We start from the raw sequence: 12,535 nt of genomic DNA, 5'->3' as shown, positions 1-12,535 counted from the left end.
ATAGTGCAAGAGCTAGGGGTGAGCCCTTATTTCTCGTCGCCCGGGGCGAGTTCGCGGCGAAACTCGTCCAGCAGACGGCGATCGTTCTTGTCCAACACGGCCTCATCGAGCAGGTCCGGGCGACGTAACCAGGTCCGGCCCAGCGACTGCTGCCGACGCCAGCGCGCAATTGCAGCGTGATTGCCCGAGCGCAAGACTTCCGGCACATCGCCCCAGTCATGGGTCGCTGGATGGCTGTAATGCGGGCAGTCGAGCAGGCCTTGCGGGCCTTCGAAACTGTCCTGGGCTGCGGATTCGGCGTCGTTCAACACGCCCTCCTGCAACCGCGTCACCACATCCACCAGCACCGCCGCGCCCAACTCGCCACCGGACAGCACGTAGTCGCCGATGGAGATTTCCATATCCACCGCCTGCGCCAGAAAGCGCTCGTCCACGCCTTCGTAGCGCCCGCACAGCAACACCATGCGTGGCAACTGCGCCAGCTCGCGAGCGAGCGGCTGGGTGAGCGGCCGCCCCTGCGGGCTGAGATAGATCACCGGCGCCGGACGCGCGTCTGCCGCTTGCACCGCGTCCAGGCAGGCCCGCAACGGCTCGATCAACATCACCATGCCGGGCCCGCCACCGAACGGACGATCGTCCACCCGGCGGTAATTGCCCTGCGCATGCTCGCGCGGATTCCAGCCCTGCAGTTCCAGCAAGCCACGCTCCTGCGCCCGCCCGACCACGCCGAACGCCGCGCATTGCGCGATGAACTCGGGGAACAGGCTGATGACGTCGATGCGCACTGGGGAATCGGAAGTGGGAATGGGGAAAGCAATAGCGGAGCGGCGCGATGCGCCATTCCGGTCAGAAATCCGGATCCCAGTCCACCACGATCAGGTTGGCTTCGAAGTCGACCGACTTGACGAAATCCGGCAGCACGAACGGCACCAGCCGCTCGCGATCGCCGCGCACCACCATCACGTCGTTGGAGCCGGTGGAAAACAGGTGCGACACCGTGCCGAGCTTGACGCCTTCGACGGTTTCCACCTGCAGCTCTTCCAGATCCACCCAGTAATATTCATCGGGCTTGGGTGGCGGCAGCACGCTGCGCGCGACGTAAATCTCGGTTCCGTGCATGGCCTCGACGGTGTCACGGTCGGTGACGTCGGGGAATACCGCAATCAGATTCTTGCCCTGATCGCGCCCACGTACGCCGCTCACGACCGATTCCTGCCCCGAGGGCGTCCGCACGATCCACGGCTGATACCGGAAGATCGCACTGCGCGGCTCGGTCCAGGATTCGAGCTTGAGCTCGCCCTTGACACCAAAAGCGCCGACAATCCTGCCTAACAGGATGCGGCGCTCGGTCGGCTTCATCTGCGTCGACTCTGGCCAGGCGCTGGCGCCCGGCCCTCCAGGATCAGGCCGCAGCGGCCTGGGACTTGGATGCTTCGCGATACAGGTTGCGCACCTTGTCGGTCAGCTGAGCGCCCTGGCCGACCCAATGGTCGACGCGAGCAACGTCCAGCACGACGCGCGGTTCTGCGCCCTGCGCAACCGGGTTGTAGTAACCCAGACGCTCGATGTTGCGGCCGTCGCGCGCGCTGCGCACGTCGGTCACGATGATGTGGTAGAACGGACGCTTCTTGGCGCCGCCGCGGGTCAGTCGAATCTTGACCATGGTGTCGTTTTCCTGAGTTGCCCAGTCGCCAGAATGGCGCGGTAAGCCGGCGATTATAGCGGGCTCCGGCGGCGAAGCCAAGTCACCCCGGAATCGCTCAGATCCCCTGCCAGGGCTGGGTCTGCAGGGCCTGCTCCAGCAATGGCAGCTGCGCGGCCTGCGCCGGCCACGACGCCGCGCCGGCTTGCACGATGGCCTGCTGGCCGCGCGCGTTGCAGCTGAAGGCGCCATCGAAGCCGCCCAGCTCGCTCAGCACGACCGGGCGAAACTCCTGCTGGATACCGAGAGTCTGCAGGCCGGCCTGCAGCAGACGCTGCTGGGTGCCGGGCAGCGCCGGCCCTTGCGGCCACACCACCCTGCCCTGCTGCCACACGCCCAGATTCCAGAAGGCGCCCTCCAGCAGATGCGCCTGCGCGTCGATCAGCAATGCGTCGTCGTAACCGGCCGCCATGGCCTGGCGACGCAGATGCAGCAGCGCGAAGGTGCCGACATGCTTGTGCCGGGGTTGCTCGCGCACATGACGGACCGGCTGCACGCGCAACGCGGTAGCTGGCATCCGGGCTGCGGGCGCGATGGAGATCAGCACATCGAGCGCAAGCTGGCGCAATGGATCGCGCAGGTCGAAATCTTGCGCAAACACGGTGATGCGCACGCTGGCGTCCTCGCAGTTCGCAGCCGACAACGCAGCGCGCAACTGGGCGCGCAGGGATGCCTCATCGATCGATGCACCGAACAGGGCAGCACCGTCGTATTGCAGCCGCTGCAGATGCAGGTCCAGCCCGCGTACCGCACCGCCGCGCACCTGCAGGGTGGTGAAGTGGCCGTAATTGACCAATGCGGCCGCGCCCAACTGCTGCGCTGTCGCCACTGCGCCGTTGCAGAAGATCAGCGGCACAACAGCGCCTGTGCTTCAGCCCACCACTGGGTTAGCAATTGCGCGGCAGGCTGGGCAGGTGCCATCCAGGCCGATTGCCCGGCCCAGGCCTGCATGGCGTCCAGACGGTTGTCGCGCGCGGCGGCCTGACGCATCGGTGCGGTCAGCGCGCGCTGCACCGGATACGGCGCCGGCACCGGCGCCTCGGCCGCAATGGCAGCACGCACATAGGGCGTGGCGAACGCACGCCCCAGCCGGCCGGAAAATGCACGGGTCGGCTGGGTCTGTTCCGGTTCGGCCTGGGCCAGGGCGTCGGCCCAGGCACTGGGCAGCGCCGCCTCGGGCGTGCGCAGCAGGCCGGTACCGATCTGCACGGCGCTCGCGCCCAGCGTCAGCGCTGCGGCAATGCCGCGCGCATCGGCGATGCCGCCTGCGGCGATCACCGGAAGATCCAGGTGATCGACCAATCGTGGCAACAAGGCGAACAACCCGGTCATCTGCCGCTCGGCGCGACCGGCATCGAATGCACCACGATGCCCACCGGCCTCGGCGCCCTGCGCAACCACCGCATCGGCACCGGCCGCCTGGGCCGCACGCGCTTCGTCCAGCGTGGTGGCGCAGGCAAACCAGGCGATGCCGGCGCTTTTCAGCCGCGCAACCTGATCGGGCCGAAACACACCCATGATCGATGAGGCGACGGCGGGTCGTGCGGCGAGCAAGGCGTCGAACTGGGCATCGAAGTCGGCCGGTGTTGCGTCGCCCGCATCCTCGGGAACCGGCGGCCCCCACTGCGACACAAACGCACGCACGCGCGCCTCTGCCGCGGCGTCGCGCACAGGGGCCGGATCAGGAATCCACAGATTGACCTGGGCGGGCCCGGCGCTCGCGCCGCGAAACGCCGCCATCCACGCCACGATGTCCTGCGGTTGCGACAACACCGCACCCATCGCGCCCATGCCGCCGGCCTCAGCAACCGCCGCCGACAACGGCACCGGGCAGGCACCGGCCATGGGGCTGAGCAGGATGGGAAGGCCTAAACCAAAACGCTGCTGGAAGGCGTCGATCTGCGAAAACGAACCCATCGTGCGCGGCCTGAAGTGATGACGCGTCATGCGCGAGTTCAACGCCACGCGTGCCTGTCGAAGGACTTACCGCGCGCGTCGCCGATTGAAACTCAACGGAACGGCATGCCGCCGCGGCCGCCCATGGCGCCCATCATGCCCTTCATGTTGCGCATCAGGCCCTTCATGCCACCGCCGGCCAGCTTGCCCATCATCTTTTCCATCTGCTGATACTGCTTCATCAGCTTGTTGACGTCGGCCGGCTGCATGCCCGAGCCGCGGGCGATGCGGGCGCGGCGCGAGCCGTTGAGCAGGGCCGGGTTGCGGCGCTCCTTCTTGGTCATCGAATTGATGATCGCGATCATGCGCGGCACTTCCTTGCCGGTGACCTGCTGCTTGACGTTGTCCGGGATCTGGCCCATGCCCGGCAGCTTATCCATCAGCCCATGGATGCCGCCCATGTTCTGCATCTGCTCAAGCTGTTCCTTCATGTCGTTGAGGTCGAACTTCTTGCCCTTGGCGACCTTGGCGGCAAGCTTGGCGGCCTTTTCCTGGTCGACGCTGTGCTCGACCTGTTCCACCAGCGACAGCACATCGCCCATGTCCAGGATGCGGCTGGCGACGCGGTCGGGATGGAACACGTCCAGGCCGTCGGTCTTTTCGCCGGTACCGACGAACTTGATCGGCTTGCCGGTGATGTAGCGCACGCTCAGCGCGGCGCCGCCACGGGCGTCGCCGTCGGTCTTGGTCAGCACCACGCCGGTCAGCGGCAGCGCCTCACCGAAGGCCTTGGCGGTGTTGGCCGCGTCCTGGCCGGTCATCGCATCGACCACGAACAGGGTTTCGGTCGGGTTGACCGCGGCGTGCAGCGCCTTGATTTCCTCCATCATCGCCGCATCGATGGCCAGGCGGCCGGCGGTATCGACCAGCAGCACGTCGGCGAACGACTTGCGCGCATCGCTGATGGCGGCGCGCACGATGTCGACCGGCTTCTGCGAGGCGTCGGACGGGAAGAACAGCACGCCGACCTGCTCGGCCAGGGTCTTGAGCTGCTCGATCGCGGCCGGGCGGTAGACGTCGGCCGAGACCACCATGACCTTCTTCTTGCGCTTTTCCTTCAGGTGCTTGGCGAGCTTGCCGACCGTGGTGGTCTTGCCCGCGCCCTGCAGGCCGGCCATCAGGATGATCGCCGGCGCCGGCACGTTGAGGTTGAGGTCGGTGGCGGCCGCGCCCATCACGGCGGTCAGCTCGTCGCGAACGATCTTGATCAGCGCCTGGCCCGGGGTCAGCGACTTGAGCACTTCCTGACCGACCGCGCGCACCTTGATGCGCTCGATCAGCGCCTGCACCACCGGCAGCGCCACGTCGGCTTCGAGCAACGCGATGCGCACTTCACGGGTGGCTTCGCGGATGTTCTCCTCGGTCAGGCGGCCGCGGCCGCGCAGGCGCTCCATGGTGCCGGAGAGACGTTGGGTAAGGGACTCGAACATGCGCAAGGGACCGCGTGAGGGGAAACGGGCGTCGATTATAGCGGCACCGGCCAGCCGGCCGCCCCGGCGGCCGCCAGCGCCCGACCGGCAAAGCCAGATTAGCGAGCAGCCTCACCAACGCGCACGGCCAACCAGCGCAGCAGCGCCAGGACAGGAACGGCAACTGCAGTGCCAGCAGGTAGCCCCTGCCCGCTCGCGCTCCGCCCCCAGCACGCCAGCCCACCTCCAGCCCCCGCAGCTCGCAACTGCTTTTCCCGATTCCCGATTCCCGATTCCCGATTCCCGATTCCCGATTCCCGATTCCCGATTCCCGAATCCCAGCCCCCAATATGCGAAACTTCCACGATGACAATCGTTCTCATCGCGTTCGCCTTGTATCTGCTGGCCACGGCACTGCTCACCCGCTCGGTGCTGCGCGATGGCAACCAGGCGCCTGCCCGCTGGCTGATCCCGGCACTGGCGGCCGTGGCGCTGCACGCCGGGTACCACGTGCTGGTGGCGCTGCGCACCGCCGGCGGGCCGGACATGCACTTCTTCGCGGCGCTATCGCTGTGCGGCCTGGGCATGGCCGCGCTGACGGCGGTGTTCGGCGCGCGCGGGCGCATGGCGGCGGTGGGCGTGGTGGTGTTCCCGCTGTCGGCAATCCTGCTGGCCTGCTATCACGCTTACGGCCACGAACCGAGCTCGGACCTGGGCTGGCGGCTGGAACTGCACGCGTGGATGGCGCTGCTGGCCTACGCCACGTTGGGCATCGCCGCGTTGCTGGCGATCATGCTGTGGCTGCAGGAGCGCGCCCTGCGCCGGCGCGACTTCCATACCTGGCTGCGCGCGCTGCCGCCGTTGACCGAGCTGGAGACGCTGCTGTTCCGCACGATCACCGTCGGCTTCGTGCTGTTGAGCCTGACCCTGCTGACCGGCCTGCTGTTCGTGCAGGACTTCCTGGCGCAGCGGCTGCTGCACAAGACCGTACTCAGCATCCTGTCGTGGATCGTGTTCGGTGCGCTGTTGATCGGGCGCTGGCGCAATGGCTGGCGCGGCACCAAAGCGGTGCACTGGACGCTGACCGCGATGGCGCTGCTGGTGTTGTCGTTCTTCGGCAGCAAGTTCGTGATCGAACTGGTGCTGGGGCCGCGCTGATCGCGTTGGCTCCAGGCCCGTCCAGGCCCCGCCGCCGCCACACCGCCCGCGCTCAGGCGTCCAGCGCAGCGCTCACCGCCGCCCACGGCTGATCCGGCCCCGGGCTGGCGAAGCGATAGGCGATGCGGCGGCGGTAGACCTGCCCGGGCCGCAGGATCGTCGACGGGAAATTGGGGTGGTTGGGCGCGTCCGGGTAGTCCTGCGGCTCCAGGCAGACGCCGCGGCCGAGTCCGGGATGGTGGTCGTCCAGATGCTGGCCTTCGTAGAGTTGCACCGCCGGTGCGTCGCTGCTGATGCGCAGCGCCACGCCACTGTGCGGCGAGTACAACTCGGCAACGCAATCGGCTCCGGCGGCCAGCACCAGGCATTGGTCGTAGCCCTTGCCGAGCACCACCTGCGGATGCGACGGATCGCTTTTGTCGGCCAACGCCGCAGCATGGCGGAAATCGAACGGCGTGCCGGCGACGGAGGCGATTTCGCCGGTCGGAATCGATTCGGCATCCACCGGCAGATAGCGATCGGCCGGCACCCGCAGCACCTGCAGCGCGGCGCGCCGATGCGGGTCGCCGGATAGGTTGAAGTACGGGTGATGGGTGAGGTTCAACGCGGTGGCGGCATCGCATTGCGCCTCGAAGTCCAGCTGCAGGCTGCATCCGCGCAATTGCAGCCGCGCACGCACCTGCAGATTGCCGGGATAGCCTTCTTCGCCATCGGGCGAGTCGTAACCGAGCAGCACCTGGTCCGGTGCCTGCTCCAGCACGCTCCACACGCGCCGCCCGAAGCCGCGCAGGCCGCCGTGCAACTGGTTGCGCCCCTCATTGGCGGCCAGCGTGTGGGTGACCCCATCCAGCGTGTAGCGCGCGCCGGCGATGCGGTTGCCGAAGCGGCCGACCAGGATGTTGAGGCTGTCGCCATCGGCGGCGTAGGCCGGCAGATCCGGCAATGCCAGCAGCAGCGGCACCACCCCATGCTCGGTGGTCAGCCGCAGCGCATGCAGGATGCCGCCGTAGGTGAGCACCTCCGCCTCCAGCCCGGCAGTGCTGCGCAGCGTGAGCGCGTGGACTTCGACACCGTCTGGCAACTGCCCGAACACTCGCTGCATGGATCGTCCTGCCGATACTGGAAGCTGGCGAGCATAGCGGGGGAGCGCGGTCGCCGACCATGCCCCGGCGCACATCCTGGCGTGCGATGCGATGATCGTGTCGGCGAGACCTGCGCCAGCCCTGGCTGATTGATCGCGATGCAGCGACAACCTGCCATTGCAGGCACTAGGCTAGCGACGCGCCCGCCCCGCAGCGGCGTGTGACCACCTCGATCGATCAGCACAGGAGCGCCAAGCCGATGCAGTGGATTTCCCCCGCTTTGCGAATCTCACCGGGACGGCTGTTGCAGGCTGTCGTTGGCGCGGCCTTGCTCGCCAGCGCGCTCGCCGCCCCTGCGGCCGAGGTCAAGGTGACCGGCACGCTGCGCGTGGACCAGCCCGGTGCGCAGGTGTCGCGGCAGCTGTTCGGTCAGTTCGCCGAGCATCTGGGCACCGGCATCTACGGCGGGGTGTGGGTCGGCGAGGACTCGGCGATTGCCAATACGCGCGGCTATCGCAACGATGTGCTGGCCGCGTTGAAGGCGATTGCAGTGCCCAACATCCGCTGGCCCGGCGGCTGTTTTGCCGACGAATACCATTGGCGCGATGGCGTCGGTGTGCCGGCCAAGCGCCCGGTCAGTGTCAACACGCACTGGGGCGGCGTGGAAGAGTCCAACCGCTTCGGCACGCACGAGTTCATGGACTTCACCGAACTGCTCGGCACCCAGGCCTATATCGCCGGCAATGTGGGCAATGCGGCGCCGGACGAGATTGCGCAGTGGGCCGAATACATGACGGCGCCGACCCGCTCGAGCCTGGCCAACGAACGCCGCGCCAATGGCCGCGATGCACCGTGGCAGGTGCCCTACTTCGGCGTGGGCAACGAGTTGTGGGGCTGCGGCGGCAACATGCGCGTGGAATACGCGGCCGACGTCTATCGGCGCTACCAGACCTTCGTCAAGGCGCCGGCCAATCAGAAGATCCTCAAGATCGCGCCCGGCCCCAACAACGACGATTACCACTGGACCGAGGTGATGATGCGCGAGGCCGGCACGCTGATGGACGGCCTGAGCCTGCATTACTACACCGTGCCAGGTGGCTGGCCACCGCGCGCCTCCTCCACCGACTTCGACGAAGCCGCCTGGATCGACACCCTGTCGCGCACGCTGGTGATGGACGAGCTGATCCGCAAACACAGCGCGATCATGGACCGCTACGACCCGGGCAGGAAGGTCGCGCTGGTGGTGGACGAATGGGGCACCTGGTACGCCGGGCTGCCGGATGCGAACCCGGGCTTCCTGCATCAACAGAACACGCTGCGCGATGCACTGGTGGCGTCGTTGAACATCGACATCTTCAGCGCGCATGCCGAGCGCGTGCGCATGGCCAACATCGCGCAGATGGTCAACGTGCTGCAGGCGATGATCCTCACCGACGGCGACAAGATGGTGCTGACGCCCACCTACCATGTGTTCGCGCTGTACAAGCCCTACCAGGACGCCACCCAGCTGCCGTTGCAACTAAGTACACCCGAGTATCGCCATGGCGATGTCCACGTGCCCGCAGTGCACGGCTCGGCGGTCAAGGCCAGGGATGGACACGTCTATATCGCCCTGACCAATCTGGATGCGACGTCGGCCGCGAGCGTCAGTGTGCAGGTGGATGGCCTGACGGCGCGCGGGGTGACCGGACAGATTCTGACCGGGCCGGCGATCACTGCGCACAACACTTTCGCCCAGCCACATGCGGTGGAACCCAAGGCGTTCAAGGGGGCACGCATGCAAGGCAACGCAGTGACTATCGAGCTGCCGGCACGCTCGGTGGTGATGCTCAAGCTGGAGTGAGCGATGGCGGCGGCAGCATCAACTGCCGCCTTAGTCGTTGGTCGAGAACGACGACTGCGCAAACTGCGTCTTCAGCGTCGTTCGCTCTCAAGCAACCCGGCGTCCATCACGTATCAGCACGTCACGCCCGCGTGCGCCCTGTCGAACAGCGCACGGACCAGGCGCTCTCCAGATGTCAGATGCTGGCTACACCCCCGGTCGCTGCATGAGCCGGCGCCGGCGCGGGCTCGGCAATACGCCATTGCACCGGCAGGCGTTCGAGCACGTGCTCCATGAAGGCGCGCACCTTCGGGGTGAAGTCGCGGCGATCGGCGACGCAGAGGTAGATCCGCAGCGGCTCCGGTAATGCCTGGGCGGTGCTGCCGAGATCGGAGACAAACAGCGGCTGCAGCTCGCCGCGCTGCAGGTAAGGCTGCACGACATAGGCGGCCAGGCGCGCGATGCCGCCGCCGGCCGCGGCCATGGTGGCGAGCGCATCGATATCGTCGCTGACCATCGCCTTGCCCAGCTCGGGCTGGAAGCGCACGCCATTGCGCACGAAATTCCACGGCAGGCAGCGCCCGTCGACCGGATAACGCAACAGCAGGCAATCGTGATATTTCAAGTCGTCCGCACCCTGGGGCGTCCCGCAGCGCGCCAGATACTCGGGCGCTGCGCACACCACCAGCGGCACCTGGGCGATGCAGCGTGCGACCAGGCCGTCTTCCAGCTGCGCTTCGATGCGCAGGCTGACATCCACGCTTTCCTGCGCGTGCTGCACCGCCCGGTCGGTGCACAGCAGCTCGATCTCCAGCTGCGGGTACTGCTGACGCAGGGCCGGCAGCATCGGGGCGAGCACGTGCCGCGCGAAGGCCGCGGTGCTGGCCACCCGCAAGCGCCCCGCCGGCGCCTGCTGCGGCCCGGCCACCGACTGGCGCGCGCGCTCCAGGTCGCGCTCCAGCTGCCGCACCTGCTCGAAGTACAGCGTGCCGCGCTCGGTCAGCGCCAGGCTGCGCGTGGTCCGGTGCAGCAGACGCACGCCCAGGTGCTGCTCCAGCCGCGCGATGTTCTGGCTGACCGCAGCCGCACTGATGCCCAGCAACTTGGCGCCTCCGGCAATGCTGCCGGCATCGACAGTACTGACAAAGCTACGGATGGACTGAAGAATGTTCATTGGTCAGGCGAGTATTACCAAGCGATTCGTAATTTTTTCTTACGTAAGCCGCAAGGCTACGCGATCTACCCCGCCCGCGGTGGCGTCTCTACAGTGCTGCCCATCACGCCGATCCGCGGCAACCGAGGCCACTGCATGTCGTCATCTTCCCCCTCCTCCCCATTGCTGCGCCCGCGCTGGAAACTCGGCGTGCGCACCACCCCGTTCGTGTTCGCGTTCTATATGGCCACGATCATGGCCTTGCTGATGTGCCTGGTGATCACCGGCGCCAATACCGGCCTTGCCCCCGGCTACCTGTGGCGCGTGCTGGACGCTTACCGCATTGCGATGCCCACCGCGTTCTGCTGCGTGCTGGTGGTGCGACCGTTGGTGATACGGCTGGTGGCCTGGACGGTGCATGCCGGGCATTGAGTCCGGCGTATGCGGCATGCGCGAAACGCTGCCGCAGGCAATCATGCCGATGCATCCGCAAGGCCATCGATGTGCCGCAGCACCTGGCTTGCCGGCCACGGTGGCATTCCGATGGCGTTCCCAGCGCCGTAGCCACTCCAGAGCCTGCCAACGCGTGCATGCGTTGGCGCTCGAAGCATCTGCCGGCTTGAACGCATTGAGCTGGACGCTGCAGGTGCCGTCGCGCCTGCAACAAAACCTCCGCAGCCAGCTGCTGCCACGCAGCATCCGCCCAATGCAGTCTGCGACCGCCGTCATGCCAATGCTTGATCATTCCGGAATGAACACCACGGAACTGAAACACGCCACACAATTGCTTTGACACTGAACCATCCGCTGCGCAGCGTCATGTGTCCATGGACATCGATCCACGTTTGGAGACGCACGCTATGAACACGCTACGCAGTGTCGCTGTGCAGTTCGCCTTGCTATGCGCAGTGGCGATGCCACCAGGCGCACACGCGCAAACCCTGGTGTGGGAGGACAATTTCAACGGCCCCGGCATCGACGGCAACAAGTGGACCTACGACGTCGGCAACGGCTGTCAGATCGGCCTGTGCGGCTGGGGCAACGGGGAGATGCAGTACTACACCAGCCGCGCCGAAAACGCGCGCATCGATAACGGCCGGCTGGTGATCGAAGCGCGACGCGAAGCGTTCCAGGGCATGCCGTTTACCTCGGCGCGTCTCAAGACCGAAGGCCGCATGCACTTCAAATACGGCACGCTGGAGGCGCGCATCAAGACGCCGGTAGTGGGCAACGGGCTATGGCCGGCGTACTGGATGCTGGGCACCATCGGCGTGTGGCCAGGTCGCGGCGAGATCGACCTGCTGGAAGCCGGCATGGCCGCAGCGATCGCCAATGGCACCGCCAATCGCCGTATCGGCGCGGCGGTGCACTGGGACTACAACGGCCAGCAGGCCGACTACGACACCAGCTACACCAGCCCGGTGGATCTGCATGCCGACTTCCATGTGTACCGCATGACCTGGGACCCGCAGTTCATCCGCGTGTCGATCGATGGCCAGCAGTACTTCGAGTTTGCGATCTCCAATATCGAAGGCGCCTCGCTGCACGAATTCCATCAGCAGCAGTATCTGCTGCTCAATCTCGCCGTGGGCGGCACCTATACCGGCATCACCTCGCCTGCGGCGGTGACCGCGCCGTTGCCGGGCAGGATGGAGATCGATTACATCCGCCTGTATCAAAACCCCGGTTCGCAGCTGTACGTGGGCGCGCAACACGCGGCGCCCGCAGGGCGCTTCGGCGTGTTCACCGAGCAGGCCGATACCAGCGGGCGGCTCAACTTCGGCCAGGATGCCGAACTGTATCTGTGGAACAACCTCGCCCCGATTGCGCAGGCGCCGTTCGAAGGCAGTAACGTGATGGCCTACCGCGCCAATGCCGGTGCCTGGTATGGCCTGGGCATCCAGACCGACTATCGCAACATGGCCGCCTATGCCGGCGGCGCGCTGAAGCTGCACCTGAAAACCACCACGCCATCGACCTTCAAGATCGGCATCAACACCAGCTTTGGCGACAGCTGGGTGGATTTTGTCGCGGGCGGCAATCAGTACGGCCTGGTGCGCGATGGCGCCTGGCATGAGGTGAGCATTCCCTTCAGTGCGTTCTACGACCTGGATCTGCAGGCGGTCAAACAGATGTTCATGCTGGTGGCCGATCCGCCGGCTGCGCCAGTGGAGATCGCCATCGACAAGGTGTATTACCAGAGCCGTTGAGCAGCGCAGGCGCAGGACGCTCGGTCACGGCCCCTGCAGCGCA

The 12,535-nt window shown here is 66.6% G+C and carries 13 protein-coding genes; 5 read left to right on the top strand and 8 right to left on the bottom strand.

Annotated features, from left to right (window positions below):
• Positions 1 to 26 precede the first annotated feature (26 nt).
• The 6 genes from trmD to ffh form a co-directional block, all read right to left on the bottom strand.
• Positions 27 to 785 carry a tRNA (guanosine(37)-N1)-methyltransferase TrmD gene (gene trmD / locus ABQ137_RS06795; RefSeq protein WP_349781680.1) on the bottom strand — a complete coding sequence of 253 codons (759 nt, stop codon included), beginning with the start codon at positions 783 to 785 and terminating at the stop codon, positions 27 to 29.
• 61 nt (positions 786 to 846) lie between these two features.
• A complete protein-coding gene (gene rimM / locus ABQ137_RS06790; protein WP_016901486.1) occupies positions 847 to 1,359 on the bottom strand; it encodes a ribosome maturation factor RimM in 513 nt (170 codons plus the stop codon).
• Between the two features lie 43 nt (positions 1,360 to 1,402).
• On the bottom strand, positions 1,403 to 1,663 hold the full coding sequence (gene rpsP, locus ABQ137_RS06785) for a 30S ribosomal protein S16 (protein ID WP_011036396.1): 261 nt from the start codon (positions 1,661 to 1,663) through the stop codon (positions 1,403 to 1,405).
• A gap of 97 nt (positions 1,664 to 1,760) precedes the next feature.
• Positions 1,761 to 2,558: an aminotransferase class IV family protein gene (locus ABQ137_RS06780; protein WP_166771056.1), complete on the bottom strand. Its 798-nt coding sequence runs from the start codon at positions 2,556 to 2,558 to the stop codon at positions 1,761 to 1,763.
• Entirely contained in the window at positions 2,549 to 3,619 is a 1,071-nt protein-coding gene (locus ABQ137_RS06775; protein WP_166771055.1) for an NAD(P)H-dependent flavin oxidoreductase, read from the bottom strand. Before ABQ137_RS06775 ends, ABQ137_RS06780 begins: the two co-directional genes overlap by 10 nt.
• 92 nt (positions 3,620 to 3,711) lie before the next feature.
• Entirely contained in the window at positions 3,712 to 5,088 is a 1,377-nt protein-coding gene (ffh, locus tag ABQ137_RS06770) for a signal recognition particle protein (protein WP_016901489.1), read from the bottom strand.
• Positions 5,089 to 5,433: 345 nt separating this feature from the next.
• On the opposite strand from ffh, the gene ABQ137_RS06765 reads away from it, so the two are divergent.
• The gene (locus tag ABQ137_RS06765; RefSeq protein WP_016901491.1) at positions 5,434 to 6,225 is read left to right on the top strand and encodes a cytochrome C assembly family protein; all 792 of its coding nucleotides are present in this window, start codon (positions 5,434 to 5,436) and stop codon (positions 6,223 to 6,225) included.
• A gap of 52 nt (positions 6,226 to 6,277) precedes the next feature.
• Here the strand turns inward: ABQ137_RS06765 and ABQ137_RS06760 are convergent, their stop codons facing one another.
• Positions 6,278 to 7,327, bottom strand: coding sequence for an aldose epimerase family protein (locus tag ABQ137_RS06760; RefSeq protein WP_024938066.1), 1,050 nt, complete (start codon positions 7,325 to 7,327; stop codon positions 6,278 to 6,280).
• 239 nt (positions 7,328 to 7,566) lie between these two features.
• Between ABQ137_RS06760 and ABQ137_RS06755 the strand changes: the two genes are divergently transcribed.
• Positions 7,567 to 9,150, top strand: a complete 1,584-nt coding sequence (locus ABQ137_RS06755; RefSeq protein ID WP_184516565.1) for an alpha-N-arabinofuranosidase — start codon at positions 7,567 to 7,569, stop codon at positions 9,148 to 9,150.
• Positions 9,151 to 9,325: 175 nt separating this feature from the next.
• Here ABQ137_RS06755 and ABQ137_RS06750 read toward each other — a convergent pair whose 3' ends face one another.
• Complete coding sequence (locus tag ABQ137_RS06750; RefSeq protein ID WP_102581767.1) at positions 9,326 to 10,303, bottom strand: LysR family transcriptional regulator; 978 nt, start codon at positions 10,301 to 10,303, stop codon at positions 9,326 to 9,328.
• 135 nt (positions 10,304 to 10,438) lie between these two features.
• On the opposite strand from ABQ137_RS06750, the gene ABQ137_RS06745 reads away from it, so the two are divergent.
• The 3 genes from ABQ137_RS06745 (at position 10,439) to ABQ137_RS06735 (ending at position 12,492) form a co-directional block, all read left to right on the top strand.
• Complete coding sequence (locus ABQ137_RS06745) at positions 10,439 to 10,714, top strand: DUF2798 domain-containing protein (RefSeq protein WP_104561649.1); 276 nt, start codon at positions 10,439 to 10,441, stop codon at positions 10,712 to 10,714.
• Positions 10,701 to 11,075 carry a hypothetical protein gene (locus ABQ137_RS06740; RefSeq protein ID WP_349781675.1) on the top strand — a complete coding sequence of 125 codons (375 nt, stop codon included), beginning with the start codon at positions 10,701 to 10,703 and terminating at the stop codon, positions 11,073 to 11,075. The genes ABQ137_RS06745 and ABQ137_RS06740 overlap by 14 nt, the downstream gene beginning before the upstream one ends.
• 67 nt (positions 11,076 to 11,142) lie before the next feature.
• Positions 11,143 to 12,492, top strand: a complete 1,350-nt coding sequence (locus ABQ137_RS06735) for a glycoside hydrolase family 16 protein (protein ID WP_349781673.1) — start codon at positions 11,143 to 11,145, stop codon at positions 12,490 to 12,492.
• Positions 12,493 to 12,535: the final 43 nt, after the last annotated feature.

It is taken from the genome of Xanthomonas sp. WHRI 8393, from assembly GCF_040203315.1.
Taxonomy (GTDB): Bacteria; Pseudomonadota; Gammaproteobacteria; order Xanthomonadales; family Xanthomonadaceae; genus Xanthomonas; species Xanthomonas arboricola.
This window is presented reverse-complemented; position numbering and strand designations above follow the sequence as displayed.